A 21,599-nucleotide genomic window follows, 5' to 3' on the forward strand; every position below is an offset into this window, starting at 1 on the left:
TTCTCTCTTTAAACTTAATTGATTCTAAATCTGTCAATAACTTCAGTATTCACCTCTACGCCAATGCCAGGCTTGTCAGAGATGGCTACTTTCCCGTTCGCATAGTGAATACCATCAAAGATCAAATCGGTTCTAAACGGATGTGAGGATTGATCAAACTCCAGCATAGGCTCAATTGGATTAAGTGAAAGTGGCGTGGCGGGTATCGAAGCAAGGAATTGCAATGACGCTGCAATACCAATTCCTGAGCCCCAAACATGAGGTATCAAAGTCGTGTTCGTCGCCTGGGCCATGGCGGCAATCTTCTTGCACTCAGTGATGCCGCCTGAAGAGCATAAGTCTGGCTGAATAATATCCAGCGCGCTTTGTTCAAGCCAAGGTCGATAACCATGCTTACCGAAAATCTGCTCCCCTGCTGCGATATTGGTTTTCGATAGGTTCTTAATTTGCTTGTAGCCAACAATATCCTCAGGGGCGAGTAACTCTTCTAAGAAATAAGGATTACAGCTCTCAGTTTCTTTAATAATGGTTCTTGCGGCACCTAAATTGTAGGCTGCATTGGCATCCGCCATGATCTTGATATCACTGCCCACTGCTTCTCTAACCTGATGTATCAACTCGATATCGCTATCTACTCCAAAACCGATTTTGAGTTTCAGCGCTTTAAGCCCATTCGCGACGTAACCTTGCGCTTCTGTAATCAGATCTTGTGGATAATTGGCGCCTTCGATTCGATAGAAGCCGGTAGCATACGGAGTGACCTCTGTTCTAAAGGCACCACCGATCAGTTTGTGTATTGGCTGCTTAACAGCGCGGCCAATCGCATCCCATAATGCGATGTCCACACCACTAATTGCATTAACCGCTGCGCCAGCTTGACCGTATGGTCTAGTACGGTTGTACATTTCTTCCCAAAGCACCTCGACGTCAAATACATCACGTCCAATCAGCATTGGCTTAAATACATGCTCGATAAATGAAGCGGCAATAAGTGGTGACTGAAGTCCGTGACACAGGCTTTCCCCCCAACCGATGACACCATCTTCAGTCACCACTTCAACAATCAGAGAGCTACGCGCTTTTACCCATCCTTGAGAAAAGTAGAATGGCGTCTCAAGTGGTACTGATATTGCGTGCGGAATAATATTAACTATCTTCATAAACAACTCTCTTTAATTTACAGCTTCTTTTTTAAAATCGGACCAGTCATTAATTGCATGAAATAGTCATGACCAATTAATATTTTTAACTAAATGTTACTTTATTTAAAATTGACACACACAACGCGACTGTTCTTCCTATCCCAACACGCTATGTCACTGGTCTCTAGGGACATTTTCATCCTCATTGATTTGCCCCTACATTAATGTGATCAAATCGACATTTCCACCTGAGTGAAATGAGTTCCCATATTCTGGGATAAATCGTTCTTCACCTACTAAATAACTTAGTCAATATGTTAATTTAACACTACGCAATATATCGACATCACGGTACGTAACTCACCATAGTCATTCTTAGGTAAGATTTAATTTGTGTGGCGTTGTTGTCAGGTTAAGATATGAACAGTAGGAACACAGAAGATGTATATAGATGGAAAACTAATCGAAAATGATTGTAAGTACTCGGTTATCAACCCTGCCACCGACGAAATCGTTCAAGAAATTTCTGTTGCCAACAAAGAAACAGCCCAAGTTGCTCTATCAGCAGCAAAAGAGGCAGAGAAAACCTGGGGTAAAACGACAGTCGCTGAACGCGTTAAATGGATGAACAAGCTCAGAGATGCGCTTATCAGAAACGAAGAAGCATTGCGAATGGCGGTTCATCAAGAAACCGGTAAGAGTTGGGCATGTACTGAAGAAGACTACCAATCACTTATCGATAGTTTAGCGTTCTATTCAGAAGAAATTAAACGCTACACCCCACCGACCATTATTGATACTAAGAAAGAGTTTACGCATCAGCTTCGCCATCTACCGATTGGTGTCGTCGTAGCGTATCTTTCATGGAATTTCCCGCTTCTAAATCTCGGCTTTAAGTTGGGCCCAGCAATGGCCGCTGGATGTCCGATAATTTTGAAACCCAGCATTAAAGCACCGCTTTCCGCTTACCTAGTCGGTCAAATTTGCCACGAAATTGGTCTACCTAAAGGCGCGGTAAATGTGTTTGCTGGTAATGATAGAGAAGTTGGCAACTACCTCTCTTCTTCTAAAATCCCTCAGATGCTGACACTGATTGGATCGATATCTACTGGTGTCAAAGTGATGCAAGCAGGCGCGACCTCTATCAAACGTTACTCGATGGAGTTAGGCGGCAATACTCCATTCATCGTATGTGAAGACGCTGACCTTGACCTTGCTGCTGATATCTTGTGCGCACTCAAATACAACAATAGTGGTCAAATTTGTGTTGCCCCAAACCGAGTAATGGTCGCTCAATCCGTTCAAAAGGAATTTCTCGAAAAAGTCACTGAGCGAGCTGACCGTGTTGCTGTCGGCTATGACATCGAGTCTGATTTCGTTATGGGGCCTGTCATTGACAAATGGGAGCGTGACCGAATCCATGGGTTAGTAGAAGACGCACTCTCGCGTGGCGCAACTCTGGTTCGCGGTGGCACATTTGACCGAGATGAAGTAGGCGCTTTCTACCCTCCAACCGTCATCACTGACGTCACAACCGAAATGGACATTTATCAAGAAGAGATCTTCGGGCCAGTGATTAGCATGATCACCATTGACGACAATCAAGATGTCATTGCTATGGCAAATGCCACCGACACAGGACTTGCTTCTTATATCTTTAGCAAAGACACAGGTAAAGCACAGCGCATGGCTGACCAACTGGAATTCGGTGAAGTACAGATCAATGGTGTGAAGTATGGTATCGATTTACCACACGTAGGCATCAAGCAATCGGGTATTGGCTGTGATTGCTCTAAGTTTGCGCTTGAGGATTACCTTTACCTAGCGCGCATAACGGAAGCTTTATAAAGTTATTGCGTCAGCGACTTTTGCCTGACTCTCACTGGTCGTTGACGCATTTTTCTCTCCACATCTTTCTGTCGTTCCTGTTTAAAAAGCGGTAACATCAAGCTCTCTAAGCTAAACCACCGATCCCGCTTTTTATGTCTAATGAAAAACCAACTAAGCTTTGCCCACTGTGCAACCAGCCAAATCAATGTGGCCAGCCCAAATCATCAAAAGATGAATGTTGGTGCTTCAAATCAAATGTTCGTTTTCCAAAGGCATTACTCAATCAAGTGCCGAAAGAAAAGCTTGGTAAGGCGTGCATATGCCAACAGTGTGTCGAGGATTTTGCAAAGAAAAACGCGATTATCCATAAGTGTTAATACTTACAACACCTATGGATAACTCAGTATGGCAGTCGGCATGTCATTTACTCGTCTGCATAATTTATTCATCGCGGTACGGCTAGTTTCGCTTTAGATTCTTTTCACGTGGTGGATAAGTGTGTGAGTCTTGTTGCTCTGGTGACCAGAACATACCACCACCGCGACGTTCTGCTGGATCATCCCATTCATACTGTGTTGAGGTGTCTGGCATCAATACGTCGCTTTGAATCACGTCATTTTGAGCTAGAACACTACCTGTAGAGAACAGACCCAAAACCAAAGCTGCTGCAATTGAGATTGTACGTTTCATAATGATATTCCTTTTGAGCTAACTAAAATCTTCGTTTCTGTCCGGACACTTTCAATCTAGTGCAGCCTTTGCAAGGATGATATTGCTAATTTTTGGTGATCTCGTTCGAATTTTTCGTTGAAATTTTATCCATAAAACATCGTTCGTTAATAAATAGTGCGAATAAACAGCAAATTAAAACCACTTCGAAATCGAACAACTTTGCAAAATTACTTAAAACTTTTCATATATACATGCAATTTTTGCATAGCATATAACACAAATAATCATTTGCCTCATAGTAGATACCTCTTTACACTGCGCGCCACCTTAAAAATGAATCAACCACTATGTTTTCGCAGACATTAAAAGCCCAATTATTACGTATGACCTTGTTGCTGGTTGTCGTTCTCTTTGGTGTGCATCATTCGCCATACTTACTTGAGGTTTTAGCTCAACAAGCGATGGACGCAGGCTGCCACACGCACGAGAGCATGGATAGCCATGATTCACACCACCACCATCATCACCATTAAGAGTCAAACATGAGTATTTTTCGTTTTCCTATTTTAGTTTGGCTAGGGATCGGCACGTTAATTATTAGCCTAGGGATTAGGCAATCATTTGGCATCTTCATGATGCCCATTTCAGAACATTTCAATACAGGCCGAGAGTTTTTTAGCCTAGCGATTGCTCTGCAAAACCTCATGTTTGGTGCGTTCCAACCGTTTGTTGGTATGGCTGCAGATAAGTGGGGGTCGAAACGCATCATCATGGCGGGTGCCGTTGCTTACGCACTTGGCTTGTTCTTGATGTCGATGACGCAATCTACGGGCATGGCTTATCTTTCTCTTGGCGTGCTGGTTGGATTAGGCTTAAGCGCAACCAGTTACGTGATTGTGCTCGGTGCTGTCGCTAAAGTGGTGCCTGCTGAACACGCCGCAAAAGCATTCGGCCTTACAACTGCGGCAGGTTCATTCGGTATGTTTGCAATGATCCCCGGCGCACAAGCCTTGCTGTCAAACTTCGGATGGCAGGGAGCGCTTCAGGGCTTTGCACTGCTATGTACACTGATGATCGCGTTTGCCGCTTTCATGAAAACGGCGAAGCCTTCAGAGACAGCAGCACTGTCTTCTGCTCAAAATGAACTGACGCTGTCTCAAGCACTGAAACAGGCTTTTAATCATAAGGGTTACTGGCTGATCCATGCTGGCTTCTTTGTGTGTGGCTTCCATGTCATGTTTATTGCAACACACCTGCCAAGCTATTTGGCTGATAAGCAATTGCCAGCATCAAGTGCGGCTATGGCGCTGGCTTACGTTGGGATCTTCAATATTTTTGGCTCTTACTTCTGGGGACTGATGGCAGACCGCTACAACAAACGTCACATTATGTTCTGGCTGTATATGTTACGTGCCGTTGTGATTGCTAGCTTTGTTATCTTCCCTATCAGCGAGTACACCGCGGCTATTTTTGGTGGTGCCATTGGTTTTGTTTGGCTAGGTACCGTTCCGCTGACATCTGGCCTAGTCCGTCATATTTTTGGTGCAAAGTACATGTCAACGCTCTACGGCTTGGTATTTTTTACTCATCAAATAGGCAGCTTCTTAGGTGCGTGGGCGGGTGGTCTAATCTACGACTACTATGGCACCTATGAGCCAATCTGGTGGTCTACCGTCGCTATGGCTGTTGTTGCGGGTTTGCTTCATATTCCTATTGATGACAAACCTGTTGAGTTAAAAGCTCAAACCGCTTAAACGAATAAACGCCTAAATTGATTACACGCCTCAACTGTCTATCTCGAGCATCGTTGGGGCGTTTATCGTTTTGATAGAAATTATTTGTTTCTCTTCTGCAGTTATTGGAATACACTCCGCCCTGTTGTTTGGGGAGTAGTCCCGAATACGATACCCGTTCCATCAAGAGCTGGTTTTTGTATTCGTTTTATTTGTCGTCATCTCGTTAGTGGTCAGTCACTATCCGGCAAATAAAGTTGTTAACACAACTCGACGAGACCAACGCATTCATCAACCAAATGCCCTTAATGTCTGGGGATCTGGTGTGTATTGTTTGCGGTTGGTTAGTTGATCTCTTCCTTCCGCTATGGAGGTATCTATGAATTCGATCGAAACCGTCACCACTGCGTCACTGACCGGGCAACCAATGATGATGTACGGCATCTTCGCTATCTTAACCCTCGCTATGGTTGGGCTTGATATCTATCAAACCCGAGGCGGTAACGTCACTATGCAAAAAGCGATTGGTTGGAGTGTGTTTTGGTTTGCTCTCGCGTTCTTATTCGCAGGCACCATCTACTTTTTCTGGGACGTATATGCTCCACAAAGCGACTACACCTCGGAAAAAGCAACCGTTGCATTTTTAACCGGTTACCTGCTTGAGAAGTCTCTGAGTGTCGACAACCTATTTGTATTCGCAATTATCTTTGCACAATACAAAGTCCCTGAGCATCTGCGCCCACGAGCGCTGCTTTGGGGGGTCATTGGTGCATTAGTGCTACGTGCGATTATGATTGCGATTGGTGCTCAACTGTTGTCTACCTACCACTGGGTGCTTTACCTATTCGCGGCATTCCTTATTTGGACAGGTATTCAGTTAGCTCGTGAAAAAGATCATGAGGATGAAGTGAATAATGTCGCTGAGCGCCTTATTCGTAAAGTGATCCCTGTGAGCGACAACTTTCAGGGTAATCAACTATTCACTCGTGAAAACCAACGATTGATGGCGACTCCCATGCTATTGGTGGTCGGTGTTATTGCAGTGATGGATGTGATGTTTGCTCTTGATTCAATCCCAGCAATTTTCGCTGTGACTCAAGAACCGTTTTTGGTGTTAGCGGCAAACGTGTTCGCGCTGCTTGGCCTACGCTCACTGTACTTTGTACTGCAAGCAATGCTTGATAAGTTCGTGTATCTGAAACCGGCTCTGTCGATCATCATGATTTTCATCGGTATCAAAATGGTACTCGTTGATAGTGCTTATGCCATCCCGACACCTTGGTCTCTGGGCTTTCTGGTGACAGTGATGAGTATTGCGGTTATCGGTTCAGTGCTGCATCAACGCAAACAAGCGCGAGTGATGTAATAGATTGAGCCAGCACAATGGGCGTGCTGGCTTTTTTGGGCAATCCTAATCGCTCAAACTTGAGCCGTGAGTTTAAGTTTGCAGCTCTATCATTTGGCTTCAGCGAGTGAGTCTGATTTCTTTAATGAAGACGTTCCCTGCTGATAAACATCAATATTTACGCTAATTTACAATGATAGTCATAGTTTAGAAATGAATACCATCACATAATACAAGGATAAAAAATCAACAATCTATAATGGAGAGTCTCAATGCTCAACTCACGCTCTTTGTCGCTACCGACAATTTTTTTACACTGGATTATCGCTATCGCTTTCATCGGTGTTTTTGCCCTTGGTCTCTATATGGTAGACCTTCCTCGCAGTCCCGATAAATTCCAACTCTACGACATCCATAAGTCCATCGGTTTCCTCATCTTACTGGTTGCCATCATTCGTATTATCTGGCGCGTGAAAGAAGGGGCTATTCCACCAGCATCTCCTATGCCAGCATGGCAAGAAAAGCTGGGTAAAGCGGTTCACGGCATGCTTATGCTTGCAACGCTTGCAATGCCGCTCTCTGGCATCCTCATGAGTATGGGTGGCGGTCGTGCGATTGAGGTCTTCGGTGTTCAGGTAATCGCCGCTGGAGAGAAGATGCCGATGCTACAAGAAACGGCGAGCACTATTCATGGCATGGCGGTGTATGTGCTTGTTGCGCTGTTCGTATTACACGGTGTCGGTGCACTCAAACATCAACTGATTGATAAAGACGGGACAATAACGCGCATGCTAGGACGCGCATAAACAGTCTTAAAGTCATTAAATGCAACCCTTTCGACAGTCTAAAAAAAATGCAGCTGTAAAAAGCTGCATCAATAGACAAAATGAACCTAATTATTGAAATAATTCTGTGGAAGATAGTGCTAGGCTACTCGCGCTGGCCTTGTCTTAAAATAACGGCCCAAACGTAGTGCTATGTAATACTTATCGTAGTTTTTCAACTTTGCATCATCTCGGCGAATCTGCTCCGAAATGGTATAGATTGATCTCGGCTTCTTAGTACTTAATAAACCTGTATTCAGTATGTTTCGATACTGTCTGAACACTTTGCGGATATACGTTTCGCTGCAAGCAAACTTGCCATATTCTAGCTCTAAAGGGCTTAAGTCATCCAAAATACACTGTTCAATCGCCCAAGAGCAGCCATCAATATGCGTCACATACTGCCAGTGCTCTACATCGCTTTGATTTATACGTGCAAGTTCAGCTTCAACATCGTTAGCCATGCCCACTCTAAAAACAAATGGATTTTCACTGCTGCGCAGCAGGTAAACACCTTGCATAACCCTTCCTTACAGTGATTCGCGCTTGAGTTGTTCTAAGTGTGAATTTTGTGTACGAAGCAGCAAGATGATGTCCATATTTTGGATCACCTGACGCTCTAGGCTTTTACGAATCTGATAAAGACGGATGCCCCCAAAACCAAAGCCTAGCAATACCATTGTTGTAAGAAGGTAAACAATGACTTCAACACTCATAACTTTTTCCACCTACGGGATAAACAATGCTCTAAACGATTGCCGACGCGCAAAACCATGTTTAGACGACAACAAACTGATCCTATTCTGTTTTGTGTTTGTTACAATTTAACGCAAAACAGAATAATACTGGGTTTTCATCCGTGGTTTCTCGCAGCCCTGAATCCTGATGAACATATTACGATCAACAACGTGAAAGAGATGTTGTCGACATTTTTTACACAATAATGGCGAATAATAGAACGAACAGAAGCTTGCGGAGACAACAATGAAAAAGGTGCTGTTGATCGAGGATAATCGTGAGATTGCCAACATGCTATTTGACTACTTTGAGTATGTTGGAATGGAGCTAGACTACGCTGACAATGGTGAGCTCGGCTACAAGCTAGCGACAGAAAACCGATTTGATATCATACTGTTAGACCTCATGCTTCCACGTATGGATGGCCTAACGGTATGTGAAAAATTACGTGAACAAGGAAACAACACTCCTATCTTGATGCTCACTGCTCTCGATAGCCGTGAAGATATGTTGAAGGGGTTCAAATTTGGCGCAGATGACTATCTCACCAAACCCTTCGACCTTGATATTCTTGAGGCTCGAATGGGGGCGCTAATTCGACGCTATCACGGGGCCGTAGCCAGTAATAACCTCGAGTTTGGCGACATTGTGATTAAATCAGCGACCCGCAAAGCCTATCGTCAAAACAAGCTACTGGCATTGAACCCAACGACTTACAAAATATTGGATATGCTGGTCCGTAAGGCACCGGAAATTTTAACTCGCCAAGAGATCGCTGAAGCACTGTGGGAAGAGCAAGAGCCAAACAACGACGTATTGCGCAGTCATATCTATCAGTTGAGAAACCAGCTCGACAAGCCGTTCGATTCTCCTATTCTAGTGACGGTGCCAAAAGTCGGTTTTCGTCTGGAGCAGCAATGACACGACACTTCTTCGCCAATACACACAGTCTAACCGGGCGACTTGCCTGGTTTTTCGCTCTGTTTTCTGTTGTCATTGGCGTACTCTGCTACGTGTTGATTGCCGCTTCACTCTATTATGCGGAAGATCGTGTGAGTGAGAGGCGCATCAATATTGATCGTGATGATGCCATCGCTTACTTCAACCTTTTTCCTAAAGCAAAATCTGTTCAGCTTGACTCGTTAACCTCAGCCTACAGCTCAATTGAATCTGTTCCTGCTGAGTTTCGCGAGCTCTTAATGGGCAAAGACACCTTCCTCGATGAAACGGGATCGGATCCTGAATCACACATGATCTACATGGACAATTTCTACACCGAAGGTGAACAGCGTAAAGTGATTGTCATTTCATTGGTTGACCGTGTAGAGATGACTCAAAAAGAGTTTATCTTCGTGGTCTGTATTGCCCTCGCACTCGTTAGTATCTTACTGGTGGTTTTCGGTATATTACTAAACCGACTCTCAACGCGCTTAATTGAACCTGTTAGTCAACTGTCTAACCAACTTCATCGTCATGAAGGAGATACATCCAAACAATTTAGCGTGTCAAATAATGCTGCATCAGAGTTTCAACTACTCTCTAAGCAGCTCAATGAGTATCGCACGCAGGTCAACACCTTACTCAAACGAGAGCAAGCTTTTGCACGTTACGCCAGCCATGAGTTGCGCACCCCGCTTACAGTGATGAAAGGATCCTCCTCACTGCTATCGCGCAGTGAACACAGTGCCTTTGAACAAAGACAAATTGACCGCATTAAAGAAGCAACAGAAAACATGTCGGGCATGGTAGACGCACTCTTAAGTCTGGTGCGCTATGAGCGTAATCAAGATGACACGCCTTTGCGAGTGATTGAAAAGCAAGAGATTGAGTACATCCTACGCCAGAACCAAGCTCAAGCGGATCAAAAACAGATTGAGTTTAAGACACTCTATGAAGGCTCGCCTGAAACCAAGGCATCGTCCGCAGTCATCAATATCCTTTTAAGTAACATGATCAGAAATGCGATCGCTGCCAGCCAAGAGGGAGAAGTGGTGGTCTCCATAGACTCAAGCAAACTAGAAGTGATCGACCAAGGACGTGGACTCGATGAGGATAGTGGCTCAAAAGAAGAAGCCACCGAAGGCCATGGACTAGGGCTGCTAATTATCCATGACCTTTGTGAACGCTACCAATGGCAATTTACGCTACAAAATGCACAGCAGCAAGGCTGTATCGCCACGATTTACTTTCAGCGTTAAAGGGCTTTTTCTACCAAACAAACCGGCGCGTATGAGTTAATTTTATAGCCTGTTGATTTCAGTGTCCCAGACTCAGTGCAGCGGGCAAAACTCTCAATTGAGTGAGAGTGCTGGTTAGCAACGAGAACCCACTGTCCGTCTCGCGTAACGACAAAGTCGCGTGGAAAATCACCACTAATCTGCGTTTCCGCAACGCGCATTGGTTTGTCACCAGTAACATCAAACTGCACCAGCTTGTTTTGGCCGCGACAAGAGACATAAATAAAACGGCCATCAGGGGACAGCTTTATTGCTGCGGCCGCCTCTTTTGATTCGGATCCCGGTAGTAAGGGCTGCTGATCAATGCTTTCCCAAGCGCCTTCATGAAACTCGAGAGTCACTAACGTCTCTGACAGCTCACAGACCACCCAAGCTCGTGTTTCTTCTGTATTCAATACCATATGTCTTGGACCACTACCCGCTGGTAATTCCAATGTTTGCAGTCGCTTTGTAGAGCAGTCGGCCGGATCCAATTGATAAACATGGATACTATCGGTGCCTAAATCGATGGTCATTAAATGTGAGCGATGGTTCAAAAACGTTACCATATGAGCGTGTGAGGACTCCTGTCTCTGCTGGTTTGGACCAGAGCCTGAGTTGACTAACTTGCCAATAAGCGCAACCGGAACACCTTGTGGGCTGAGGGCGTATAGGTTCACATTGCCAGAGACATAGTGAGCCAACGCCAAGCAGTTTTGTTGTTGGTTGATATCAATATGGCAAGGGTAATCACCTTCGCTCGGTAAGCTGTGAAGCACGCCACTACTCGCTAAGAAATGCAGCTTTGAGCCCTCTTTTTCACTAGTCTCATTGAAGGTATAGATTCCGTGCTCTCGTTCTATCAAGTAAGAAGGGTTACTTGTGGCTAAAGCAACGTCACCCTGACTGAGTTCACCGCTGGTGGTATCGAGGTGTATCAGGTTAAGACCAGAATTAGGGCGACTGTCTGTATAACATCCAACATAAAAGGTTTGCAGATCTTGGTTTTGCATAATCACATCTGAGTACTTCAAAAAGGCGTTTACCTTGCCCAACACAGCCAACCTATTCAATCGCAAAGCCGTGAAATGTGAATACGCTCCGATAACCCAATGAAACTGGGAGAAAGTCATCGCCTTGTAACGCGGTTTATACTCGCAAATTACTAGTGTCTTTGGTAAGTTACGCGCGCTGCTCAAAAACCAAAGAAGACTGCTATGCCGTCCCCGTATAAAATTAAGAAAATTGTCGAAATTGGCGACACACTTCATCGCTGTGGGTGCCCACCGTACAAAGTAGAAAAATACGCCCAATATTATGCCAGTAAGCATGGTATTGATGTCATGGTACAAGCCACTCCAACTGCGATTAACTACCAGTTCCCAGACAAGAACAATACCGTCGTTTTAAAGCGCCTTAAGCCAGCATCAATCAATTTGGGTCTGCTAGCAAACACTATCGACCGTATTAACCGTCCTTCTAAAGACCCCGTTCCAGAGGCGGTTTCCTATCCTAAATGGGTTGTGGCATTGGCGAACATGGGGATTCCACCCGCCTATCTAATGCTTGTAGGGAGTACTCTCGAGGCAGTTGGGTATGCAACCATTCTGGGTTTTATCGTTTGGTTGGTCCAGCAGATCTGTCATGGGCGCAGAGCCATTGCGGTTGAGTTTATTTCGGCTCTACTAACCGGTATCTTTGTTGCCCTAATAGTCAGCATGGGTGCGAATGTGCCTATCTGGGCACTGTGTATCGCCTCTATTGTTCTGTTCGTTCCCGGTTTATCGATTGCCAACTCGCTAGAGTGTCTTGCCTTTAACGACCTAGTCTCTGGCACTGCTCTGTTAGGACAAAGCGCACTCACTTTAATCAAACTTTTTGTTGGTGTCGTTATTGGCCTCAACATCGGTGAGGCGTGGTTTGGTCAAGTTGACTCAATCTCCTACACCAATCAAATTCCACTGTGGATGCACTACTTTGGCTTACTGCTGATCTCCACATCAATTGGCGTCATGTTTAACGCGCGACCGAAAGATATTCTTCTCGGTTTGCCTGTTGCTGTATTGGGGATGTGGGGGCCTTTCTATTTGGGCTTTGAGAGTGGATGGGTCGTTGGTACTTGGGTCACCACCGTTTTGATCACCTTGTACGGTACTTGGATAGCCAAACGCCTTGACCTCACAGGATCGATTTATATTGTCCAAGGGATCATTATCTTAGTTCCCGGCAGTCGTGTGCTCGTTAGTGCCAGTCAGTCCGTGTTCGAGCAATCCGTGTTGCCAATCCCTGATATCGGTCTTTCCGCGGTATTCATGTTTTCTGCTATCGTTGCGGGACAAATCACAGCCTATTCCATTTATTCACCAAAAATAGACCGTTAATCAGATTCGCTTCAGCTCTACTCACTCAGGAGCGTGCTTGTATCTCGCTCCTGAAGCTTGTTAAGAAACTCAAAGCCTGCGAGCTGGCCACTTTCATAATCCGCCATAATGTCATCCTTGCTACTCAACAAGCCCTTGGTTTGCAGTGTCTTTTTAGGGGCAATTTCGTGAATAGTGACCCCTTCAGGTGGCGCACGCATAAACTCTTTCACCGACTCATGGCTTGCATAGTGGTTCACTAACATGTCCATTTTCTGTGAACTCGGCTTGGAAAAATTCAGTTTATCCTTCTGCTCTGTAATCATTTGAGCGAGTTTTTCTGTATCTGGTAGCCACTCGGGAGGAATTCGGTCAAAAAGATCCTTTTTACGGCTTTCTTGCCACTGTGACAGTTTATCAACGAATTGATTGCGGAAATCGACCAGTGTATCTCGATGGCCATGCAGGCCATATTTATGGATGAGCGGATCAAGCCCAGTATCGAGCTCCTGCTTGAAGCGCTCTATAGATAAATCGAACTTGTCCTCTTTATCCTGCTCCAAAATGGCATCGGTCGTAATAACCACAATCTCATTAGCACCACGACGATACGCCTCACGGACAGGAATGGATGCGGTAACACCACCATCAACCCAGGTAGCCCCATCAAACTCAATATCGTGGAAATAGAGCATCGGGATCGCGCAAGTGGCTCGTAATACGTCAAACCAGTTATCGGCGAAAATCGGGTAGTAGTAATCCTTCATCTCTTCAACATGAGTGATACAGGCTAAAGCCTGTCGATTTCTACCAAGCCTTTCCTTACCCTTTTGTATATCAAGCGGAAACTCACCCGTTTCTACAAACTGAAATGCCCAGTCGAGATCCATTGGCTGCTCTTTGCGCAAGAACTTATTAAAGTCAAAAAAGCGATTGTGCGTTGAATAGTTGAGGATGAAATCTAGCCCTAAGCCCTGTTGACCGGCCACGTAGGCCGCAACATTCAAAGCGCCAGCGGAAGTGCCCAAATAGAGAGAAAATGGGTCAAATTGTTGCTTTTTAAAGTAATCAAGAACACCAGCTGCAAAAACCCCTTTTTGACCACCACCCTGTACCACTAGCGCGAAACGACTATCCACTTGTTTCTATTCCTCAACGTTTATTGTTCAACATACTGCGTAGCAGAAACTAAGTGGCACTCAACAATAATTGAGTGTCCATTTGGCAGTTTCATCAGGATGCATGTCACCGCATATTACCTCACAACAACCCTCAATTTAACACGAATCGCGGTTTTCTACGCCATCTTGCTTGATTAATTCTTATTGAAAACCAACCGGGTATCAATAAAACTAATAACCACATAAAAACAATGATTTATGGTTTTTTTGCTAATATTAAGTTAGCTAGAACCACTTGAAAACACCTACATTTTCAACGATTTCGACCCAATTATTCGTTAAAACCTCGGAAATAGATGAATTTAAATTCGGTTAAGACGAAAAAAGGGATTCCAATCACATTTATATTGGTTATAATCCGCGCTCGTTTGCGAAGTCTGTTGATAAACGCAAACAAAATTTGAATATAGACCCATTAACTTTTAACCCGCAGCTCAATTTTTGAGCCGCACAAATGAGAAAAACAATGAGCAAGTTTGATAAAGCGACTCGCATCCTTCTAGCAGGATTCAGTATCAACCTTTGTCTTGGCATTCTGTATGCCTGGAGTGTATTTAATAAAGCCCTAGTAACCGACTTTGGTTGGGACGCGGCTGACGCTTCTTCACCTTACGCGGTAGCCACTGTTGTTTTCTCAATTTCTCTACTTGTCGCTGGTATTCTGCAAGACCGCATGGGTCCACGTAAAATTCTTATTCTAGGTACAACGCTAACCGGCCTTGGCATGATCGCTTCTGGCTTTGTTGATTCAGTACTTGGTCTTAACATCACATTCGGTGTGATCTCTGGTATGGGTATCGGCTTCGGCTACGCATGTCTATCTCCATCGGCAATGAAGTGGTTCCACCCAAGCAAAAAAGGTCTGGTTAACGGCCTTATCGCAGCAGGTTTTGGTCTAGCGGCTATCTACCTTGCACCACTTACATCAATGCTGATCTCTACAATGGGCATCAACACCGCGTTCCTGATTCTTGGTGTCGGTGTTCTTGTTGTCGCTGTTCCACTAGCGTGTACAATCAACAACCCACCAGCAGACTACACACCTGAAGAGCCAAAAGTAAAAGCAGGTCAAGCACCTAAAGTGGTTAAGCGAGCAGAAGATCTGACTTGGACTGCAATGCTGAAAACACCTCAGTTCTACTCTCTATGGGTAATGTACGCGTTCGCTGCTTCTGTTGGTCTGATGATCATTGGTAACATCACTAACATCGCTAGCGTTCAAGCGAACCTACCAAACGCGGTTTACCTCGCGTCTATCCTAGCGGTATTCAACTCAGGCGGTCGCGTTGCAGCAGGCATCCTATCTGACAAGATCGGTTGTATGCGTACACTACTTCTAGCATTCGCTCTACAAGGCGTGAACATGGTGCTATTTGCTACCTTCACTTCGGAGTTCACTCTAATTATCGGTACAGCAATCGCAGCGGTAGGTTACGGTACGCTTCTAGCAGTATTCCCATCTATCTCTTCAGAGTACTACGGTCTGAAAAACTACGGCACGAACTACGGCATCCTATACACAGCATGGGGTATTGGTGGTGCAATCGGTGCAGCTGTTGTTGGTTACTCAATGGCACAAGGTGGCGGTAGCTACACACTAGCTTACACAATGTCAGCAGCAATGATGGGTGTATGTGTGGTTCTCGCTCTAGTGACTAAGCCAATTTCTGAGCAGAAAATGGCACAACTAAAAGCCGCGACTGCATCAGCATAGGCATTGGCTTCTTAGAGAGAAAGGCTTAACCTTAGGGTTAAGCCTTTTTTGTATCCGCTGCTGATGACTCAAACCATAGAACTCGCCCCTGATTATTATCTGCATAACTTCCGCAAGCTCACTCAACACGCTACTGAGTTTTATTCTGACCTACTGACCACCGAAGAGCTCAATTGGATATGTCGGTTCGACGCTCTAGATAGTGAAGCACAGTGTCTCCTTGTCAGATTACTGTCTCGCAAAGGCCACTGGTTTCGCAGTGATAAACTCAATTACACTGAAATCATCAATCTTTCAGAAGCCATTGATACGCTATCCCATCATGGGTTTATCCAAGTATCCCCTGTGCTTACTCAGAGTGAGGCGGTTTCAACTCTTTTGACCAAACCAGAGCTGTGCAAAGTCTTCCCGCAGCTAAAAAACACCTGTTCTAAATCAGACCTTCTATCGCAACTGCCAAATTCTTTCTCTGTCTGTTTAGATAACATTGAGTTTATAGAGTTGCGAGATGCCGACATAATCACCACTCTACTGGTGCTGTTTTTTGCCAACACCAGGCAAGACTTGAGTCAGTTTGTGCTTGATGACTTGGGCGTCCATCAATTTGAAAACTACCCACTCAGAGAAGAAGCGAGATACTTTCAGAATCGCTCAGAGGTGGAGGCTTTAATACAAATCAGCCATGCAAAGGATAGCTATTACTCACTCGAGAGCAAAACCACTGACCTACTCGTCGATATACTCAAGCAACTACCACACTCGAGCCACCCCAGTATCCAGCGTAAGCGAGAAGCTCTCATCAATACCATTGCTCGCGATTTAGAACGATTGGGAGCCTATAATGAAGCGTTAGCATGGTTTGCCAAAAGCACTCTGCCTCCGGCGAGAGAGCGTCAAGCTCGTATCTTTGACAAACAAGATGATATTGCGAATATGGAATCAATCGTTAAGGCGATTCTTGATTCACCCTATAACATCGAAGAGAAAGAGATAGGTGAAAAGCTGCAAGTGAGGCTGATGCGCAAGCAAAAGCATAAAGTCCCAAGAGTGAACAAACCTAAGGTGGCTGAGGACCGACTCACTCTAGATCTGACAACTCAGCGTGTCGAACTGGCAGCCAAAAGCCATTATGAAGCTCAAGGTTGGGAGGTGTTCTACAGCGAAAACCTACTGCTGAATGGCTTGTTTGGTTTGACGTTTTGGAGCGTTATCTTCGCCGACATCGATAAAGCGTTTGTGAACCGATATCAACATCGCCCCCTCGATCTTTACCATGCTGATTTTGCGAAAAAGCGCGCCCCTCAAATTGAGGCGATACTCACCCAAATCCGCAACGGTGATCTTGATTTTATCTTGAGAACGTTCGAGCAAAAGCAAGGCATCGCGAATCCGTTTGTCCACTGGAAATGGTTGCCTTTAGAGTTAATTGAGCAAGCAATCAAACACATTCCCCACAACACACTGGCAGAGCTTTTTCGGGTGTTCCTGTCTGACATCAAACTGTTTCGAACAGGTATGCCTGACTTGATCTTGTTCAACGAGCATAACTATCGCTGGGTTGAGATAAAAGGGCCTGGAGATAAGTTACAAGATAACCAGTGGCGCTGGATTAGGGAGTTTCAGCGCCTTGAGGTACCCGTTCGAGTGTGTTGGGTTGAGTAAGTATTTAACTCCGTTATTCAATGAAGGCTATTTTTAAAAGGACGCTTCGATCGCTCCTCACTTGCGTCAACCGCTTCAAGAGTATGTTTTAGCCTGCTTGTAGCAACAAACAAGGACAGTTCTCCGGTAACACCAAATGAATCGACTCTGGCTGAATCTCAAACCTTACTTTTTGGCTTTGATATGGTTCGCCGTCGAGGTTGATGGGCAATATTTGTGGGAAGTCGACCTCTGTCCATTTCGTTTGTCCGTGAATGACATACTCTCCTTCACTGTCAAAACGCTTTAACTCTTCAACAACCTGCGGCAGAGCTAACGGTGGGAAGTGTTTTACCAAGGAGATATCCATCAGGCCATCGTTGATATACGCATTAGGCGCGAGTGGTTGGCCGCCCCCTGCAAATCGGCCATTACAAAACGCACCAACAAGCACATCGCCACTCCAAGAGCCTCGCTCTGACAGCAGTGTTCCGTTATACGGTTGGAACTGCAACGCCTTGACTAGCCCAGTCAATGTATAAGCGCCGCCACCTAGAAAGTTCTTCAGCTCAACAGGGGTTTCAACAGTCACCTGCGCACCAAAGCCTGCCGATGCGACATTCATCACGCAGCGCTCATTCGCTTTGATGCTATCGACCCAATAGGCTTGTCCGGTTAAGGCCAGCACCAGAGCTTTATCAATATCACTTGGGATTTCGCAAGCTTTCGCAAAGTCATTGGCGGTGCCCATTGGCAAGATAGCAAGCTCGGGACGCTTAGACTTAGGGAACTGGCAAAGTGCTGTCACCGCCTCATTGACACTGCCGTCTCCACCCGCCACGGCGATGCGTTGTATACCATCTGCAATGGCTTCAGATACCAGCCGAAGCATGTCTGCAGATTCCCACGTCACTCGTACTTCCACATCAACACCCTGCTCACGGGCAGAGAAAATCGCGTTTCTTAACTCAGCTTGCCCTGCTTTCTTACCATTGAGAATCGCTCTTAAGTTATTCATACTTCTATCCCTAGCTTGCCTGGCTTGCACAACAACGTCTAAACAGACACATACCCTAGCCTAACTTGTGCGTTTTTTTCTGATCGTTCTGGTATTGCTTAACTATAATCGAAAGGAAAATCGGAAACAGCTGTTTCCGTGGGTTGTAGCAATCTTAAATCCGATTCAGTTTAGGAGGCCACTATGAAACTACGAGATAGAATCGAGATGTTAGAGCAGGAGATCTACATTGCCAGCTCTGAAGGAGACTACGATACAATCAATATGCTAGAGCAGCAGATAGAGTCATTAAAGTCAAAATCAGACACTCCCTTTGACGATGACCCCTATGCACCGGAAGGACAGTACTTTATGGATGATTGGTATGGTAGTTGATTACCTAATCGTAAACTAAAAGAGCGCTTCAATATCATTGAGAGCGCTCTTTTTCTATCTACAAGTACTACAAAAGGAGATAACTATTTTTTCGGTGTTGTTTTCCCTTGGACATAGCTGCGGCTCACGTCAATCATCGCGACATCATTGAAGAAACTGCGACCTAGCAACACAGGGAAATCCATGTGAGTGCGATCGGTTAACGTAAATGAGGTCTGTTCTTTAAGGTCACCAATTTGGATCCAGCCCATCACGACTGCTCGTCGTTGTGTCTCGTCAGCACTTGACTGTTTCACTTTAACCCAGCGTTGCACAGGCGCTTCCAGCTCTTTGGTTTTCACACCCTCATGTTCAATCTTGAACTTAACCCAGTCTTTACCATCACGTTCAAAAGGAACGATTTCGACCGCACTAATCGAAGACGTTGTCGCACCAGTATCAATACGTGCATTAACGTTCTGCGCAAGCCCTGGGAAGTAGACCCACTCCTTCGCCCCCAGAATCAGTTTTCCGTCTTCGGTTTTCGTCGGAAGAGGCTTAGGTTCTGGTTTCGTTGCAATCTCTGGGTCAACCTCTGGTTCTACTGGTTGCTCAATTTCTGGCTCAACAGGTCTCTCAGCATCGGGCTTTTCAATTGGTTGCTCGATTTCTGGCTCTGGGGCATCGGGCTCGATTGGTGGCGGTGTGGTTGAACATGCCGCCAAAGCACCGGTGAACAGTAACGTAATTAAAAGTTGACGCGTATTATTCATCTATTCCCTCGTGAATTTAAGCTTGTTGTGCAACGTCAAAGATCGCTTTGGCGACATAAGGAACATGCTTTTCAGTTAGGCCTGCGATATTGATACGACCATCACCAACACCATAGATTGCATACTCTTCACGAAGCTTAGCCATCTGCTCTTGAGTAAAGCCTAGCACAGTAAACATGCCTTTGTGCTGCTCAATGAAATCGAACTGGCTGGTTTGATACTCAGCTCTAAGTGTTTGGCATAGCTGCGTTCTTAGTGAAACCAATCGCTGCTGCATCTGATTCAGTTCTTGTTTCCACGTGTTCGTCAGCGTATCACTTTGAAGGATCGTCTTCACCAGTGCAGCACCGTGATCCGGCGGCATAGTGTAAGTGGAACGAGCTAGCGTAAGCAGTTTGCCCTTAGCATTAGCAACGTCTTTCTGGTTCTGACCAATCACGATTGCCGCGCCAGTGCGCTCACGATATAAGCCAAAGTTTTTCGAGCACGACGTCGTGATAAGCATCTCTTCCACGTTATCAGCCATATAACGCAAGCCTTGCGCATCTTGCTCTAAACCATCACCAAAGCCTTGATAAGCAATGTCGACAAATGGCGTGAAACCATTTTTTTGTGAAAGAGCCGTAATGGCTTGCCACGTAGCAAAGTCAATGTCTGCACCGGTTGGGTTATGACAACAGCCGTGCAGCAAAACCACATCATCTTTACCAGCGGTTGCTAGATCAGACATCATGGCGTCTAAATCCACTTGCTTTGTCTCTGGACTGAAGTAGCGATAAAACTTCACTTTTAAACCCGCCGCTTCCATCACTGGCTTGTGATTGACATAGCTTGGGTTAGACAGCCAAACAGTCGTGTTTTGTTGAGCAACAGCCATTAGGTCACCGAGCATACGCAGTGCACCACTCGCACCTGGCGTTTGAATCGCTGCAACGCGATCCATTGCTGAAGTGCCAGTTAACAGCAGATCAATCATTGACTGGTTAAACTCTTCACAACCAGCAAGACCAACGTAAGCTTTTGTCTTTTGCGTATCAGCAACAATTTGCTGCGCTTGCACAATCGCTTCCATAATTGGCGTTTCGCCTTGGCTGTTTTTGTAGACACCGATACCGAGATCGACTTTGTCTTTACGTTCATCGTTTCGGTAAGCAACCGAAAGAGAAAGAATTGGGTCCAACACTGGCGTTGGTAATTGGGAAAACATGAAAGTCACAACCCTTTGAAATTCAAGTAACAGGCTTCAAGTTAGCATTGAACCCTAAGCCTCTGCAACATGAATGTAACGACACATCATGCCTAACGACAATAACGGTCAGATTGTATTCACACAACCTACCAAAACTTGTTATTTCACGCCGCCATTACCTATAATTCCGCCCATAACTCAGCAAGAGGGCAAGACATCATGATTACGCTTCACACCAACGTTGGTGACATCGAAATCGAACTCAATAAAGACAAGGCACCGGTTTCTTCACGCAACTTTAAAAAATACTGTGAAGATGGTTTCTATAATGGAACGATCTTCCACCGCGTCATCAAAGGCTTCATGATACAAGGTGGTGGCCTCACTGAGCTGATGGATGAAAAAGAGACACGCTCTCCCATCACCAATGAAGCAAATCGCGGCCTAAAAAACACGGTTGGCACAATCGCGATGGCGCGTACTGACGCCCCGCACTCTGCAACCGCGCAATTCTTTATCAATCTTGATGACAACGATTTTCTCGATCACACAGCAAAAACCAACAACGGTTGGGGTTATGCGGTATTCGGGAAAGTGACAATGGGCATGGATGTGGTCAACAAGATTGCCGAGGTACATACGCTATCACGCATGGGGCATGATGATGTGCCAGCAGAGACTATTATGATTGAGCGTGTAACCGTAGATTAGTGGTTCTGTCCTTGCAACATACACTGTCATGCTGAGATTGACTCAGTATCTGGTCATAGTCTCCGTTGAGCTAGTCGCTTGTGGTGAATAGACCCTGAGTCGAGCTCAGGGTGACGACAAATAACAAAGCCATAAAAAAACGCCAGTTGCATCAAACA

Annotated in this window: 22 protein-coding genes; 13 read left to right on the forward strand and 9 right to left on the reverse strand. The window is 45.3% G+C overall.

The features are described from left to right. Nucleotides 1-14: 14 nt before the first annotated feature. Nucleotides 15-1,160 carry a mandelate racemase/muconate lactonizing enzyme family protein gene (locus GT360_RS19090; RefSeq protein WP_164650535.1) on the reverse strand — a complete coding sequence of 382 codons (1,146 nt, stop codon included), beginning with the start codon at nucleotides 1,158-1,160 and terminating at the stop codon, nucleotides 15-17. Nucleotides 1,161-1,583: 423 nt separating this feature from the next. On the opposite strand from GT360_RS19090, the gene GT360_RS19095 reads away from it, so the two are divergent. Both GT360_RS19095 and GT360_RS22120 read left to right on the forward strand, forming a co-directional pair. After that, the gene (locus GT360_RS19095; protein ID WP_164650536.1) at nucleotides 1,584-2,990 is read left to right on the forward strand and encodes an aldehyde dehydrogenase family protein; all 1,407 of its coding nucleotides are present in this window, start codon (nucleotides 1,584-1,586) and stop codon (nucleotides 2,988-2,990) included. A 134-nt stretch (nucleotides 2,991-3,124) separates the two neighbouring features. Beyond that, nucleotides 3,125-3,349 (forward strand): cysteine-rich CWC family protein, encoded by a 225-nt coding sequence (locus tag GT360_RS22120; protein WP_164650537.1) that lies wholly within the window; start codon nucleotides 3,125-3,127, stop codon nucleotides 3,347-3,349. Between the two features lie 82 nt (nucleotides 3,350-3,431). Here the strand turns inward: GT360_RS22120 and GT360_RS19105 are convergent, their stop codons facing one another. After that, nucleotides 3,432-3,662 (reverse strand): hypothetical protein, encoded by a 231-nt coding sequence (locus tag GT360_RS19105; protein ID WP_164650538.1) that lies wholly within the window; start codon nucleotides 3,660-3,662, stop codon nucleotides 3,432-3,434. A gap of 329 nt (nucleotides 3,663-3,991) precedes the next feature. Here GT360_RS19105 and GT360_RS19110 point away from each other — a divergent pair, with 329 nt between their 5' ends. The 4 genes from GT360_RS19110 (at nucleotide 3,992) to GT360_RS19125 (ending at nucleotide 7,528) form a co-directional block, all read left to right on the forward strand. Next, a complete protein-coding gene (locus tag GT360_RS19110) occupies nucleotides 3,992-4,177 on the forward strand; it encodes a hypothetical protein (protein ID WP_164650539.1) in 186 nt (61 codons plus the stop codon). A gap of 9 nt (nucleotides 4,178-4,186) precedes the next feature. Continuing rightward, entirely contained in the window at nucleotides 4,187-5,398 is a 1,212-nt protein-coding gene (locus GT360_RS19115; RefSeq protein ID WP_164650540.1) for an MFS transporter, read from the forward strand. 358 nt (nucleotides 5,399-5,756) lie between these two features. Further along, nucleotides 5,757-6,743 carry a TerC/Alx family metal homeostasis membrane protein gene (locus GT360_RS19120; protein WP_164650541.1) on the forward strand — a complete coding sequence of 329 codons (987 nt, stop codon included), beginning with the start codon at nucleotides 5,757-5,759 and terminating at the stop codon, nucleotides 6,741-6,743. Between the two features lie 251 nt (nucleotides 6,744-6,994). After that, entirely contained in the window at nucleotides 6,995-7,528 is a 534-nt protein-coding gene (locus tag GT360_RS19125; protein WP_164650542.1) for a cytochrome b, read from the forward strand. A gap of 119 nt (nucleotides 7,529-7,647) precedes the next feature. Here GT360_RS19125 and GT360_RS19130 read toward each other — a convergent pair whose 3' ends face one another. Further along, nucleotides 7,648-8,067, reverse strand: a complete 420-nt coding sequence (locus tag GT360_RS19130; RefSeq protein WP_164650543.1) for a hypothetical protein — start codon at nucleotides 8,065-8,067, stop codon at nucleotides 7,648-7,650. Nucleotides 8,068-8,076: 9 nt separating this feature from the next. Beyond that, complete coding sequence (locus GT360_RS19135) at nucleotides 8,077-8,262, reverse strand: hypothetical protein (RefSeq protein WP_164650544.1); 186 nt, start codon at nucleotides 8,260-8,262, stop codon at nucleotides 8,077-8,079. 268 nt (nucleotides 8,263-8,530) lie between these two features. Here GT360_RS19135 and GT360_RS19140 point away from each other — a divergent pair, with 268 nt between their 5' ends. Continuing rightward, nucleotides 8,531-9,205, forward strand: a complete 675-nt coding sequence (locus GT360_RS19140; protein ID WP_164650545.1) for a response regulator transcription factor — start codon at nucleotides 8,531-8,533, stop codon at nucleotides 9,203-9,205. After that, on the forward strand, nucleotides 9,202-10,482 hold the full coding sequence (locus GT360_RS19145; protein WP_164650546.1) for a sensor histidine kinase: 1,281 nt from the start codon (nucleotides 9,202-9,204) through the stop codon (nucleotides 10,480-10,482). Before GT360_RS19140 ends, GT360_RS19145 begins: the two co-directional genes overlap by 4 nt. Here GT360_RS19145 and GT360_RS19150 read toward each other — a convergent pair. Next, nucleotides 10,479-11,534, reverse strand: a complete 1,056-nt coding sequence (locus tag GT360_RS19150) for a lactonase family protein (RefSeq protein WP_239502649.1) — start codon at nucleotides 11,532-11,534, stop codon at nucleotides 10,479-10,481. The two genes, GT360_RS19145 and GT360_RS19150, sit on opposite strands and share 4 nt — an antisense overlap. A gap of 183 nt (nucleotides 11,535-11,717) precedes the next feature. On the opposite strand from GT360_RS19150, the gene GT360_RS19155 reads away from it, so the two are divergent. Beyond that, complete coding sequence (locus tag GT360_RS19155) at nucleotides 11,718-12,881, forward strand: threonine/serine exporter family protein (RefSeq protein ID WP_164650547.1); 1,164 nt, start codon at nucleotides 11,718-11,720, stop codon at nucleotides 12,879-12,881. 17 nt (nucleotides 12,882-12,898) lie between these two features. On the opposite strand, the gene GT360_RS19160 is transcribed toward GT360_RS19155, so the two are convergent. Continuing rightward, complete coding sequence (locus GT360_RS19160) at nucleotides 12,899-13,999, reverse strand: patatin-like phospholipase family protein (protein WP_164650548.1); 1,101 nt, start codon at nucleotides 13,997-13,999, stop codon at nucleotides 12,899-12,901. Between the two features lie 508 nt (nucleotides 14,000-14,507). Here GT360_RS19160 and GT360_RS19165 point away from each other — a divergent pair. Beyond that, the gene (locus GT360_RS19165) at nucleotides 14,508-15,755 is read left to right on the forward strand and encodes an L-lactate MFS transporter (protein ID WP_164650549.1); all 1,248 of its coding nucleotides are present in this window, start codon (nucleotides 14,508-14,510) and stop codon (nucleotides 15,753-15,755) included. Between the two features lie 63 nt (nucleotides 15,756-15,818). Further along, a complete protein-coding gene (locus GT360_RS19170; protein ID WP_164650550.1) occupies nucleotides 15,819-17,417 on the forward strand; it encodes a VRR-NUC domain-containing protein in 1,599 nt (532 codons plus the stop codon). 88 nt (nucleotides 17,418-17,505) lie between these two features. Here the strand turns inward: GT360_RS19170 and yegS are convergent, their stop codons facing one another. Beyond that, a complete protein-coding gene (yegS, locus tag GT360_RS19175) occupies nucleotides 17,506-18,414 on the reverse strand; it encodes a lipid kinase YegS (protein ID WP_164650551.1) in 909 nt (302 codons plus the stop codon). A gap of 183 nt (nucleotides 18,415-18,597) precedes the next feature. On the opposite strand from yegS, the gene GT360_RS19180 reads away from it, so the two are divergent. Continuing rightward, nucleotides 18,598-18,789 carry a hypothetical protein gene (locus GT360_RS19180; RefSeq protein ID WP_164650552.1) on the forward strand — a complete coding sequence of 64 codons (192 nt, stop codon included), beginning with the start codon at nucleotides 18,598-18,600 and terminating at the stop codon, nucleotides 18,787-18,789. Nucleotides 18,790-18,872: 83 nt separating this feature from the next. Here the strand turns inward: GT360_RS19180 and GT360_RS19185 are convergent, their stop codons facing one another. Together GT360_RS19185 and GT360_RS19190 are read right to left on the reverse strand one after the other, a co-directional pair. Further along, nucleotides 18,873-19,541 (reverse strand): putative ATP-dependent zinc protease, encoded by a 669-nt coding sequence (locus GT360_RS19185; protein ID WP_164650553.1) that lies wholly within the window; start codon nucleotides 19,539-19,541, stop codon nucleotides 18,873-18,875. 16 nt (nucleotides 19,542-19,557) lie between these two features. Continuing rightward, nucleotides 19,558-20,748, reverse strand: a complete 1,191-nt coding sequence (locus GT360_RS19190) for an amino acid aminotransferase (RefSeq protein WP_164650554.1) — start codon at nucleotides 20,746-20,748, stop codon at nucleotides 19,558-19,560. 201 nt (nucleotides 20,749-20,949) lie between these two features. On the opposite strand from GT360_RS19190, the gene GT360_RS19195 reads away from it, so the two are divergent. Beyond that, on the forward strand, nucleotides 20,950-21,441 hold the full coding sequence (locus GT360_RS19195; protein ID WP_164650555.1) for a peptidylprolyl isomerase: 492 nt from the start codon (nucleotides 20,950-20,952) through the stop codon (nucleotides 21,439-21,441). The last annotated feature ends 158 nt before the right edge of the window (nucleotides 21,442-21,599 follow it).

Origin of the sequence: Vibrio astriarenae (assembly GCF_010587385.1) — a bacterium.
GTDB classification, from domain to species: domain Bacteria; phylum Pseudomonadota; class Gammaproteobacteria; order Enterobacterales; family Vibrionaceae; genus Vibrio; species Vibrio astriarenae.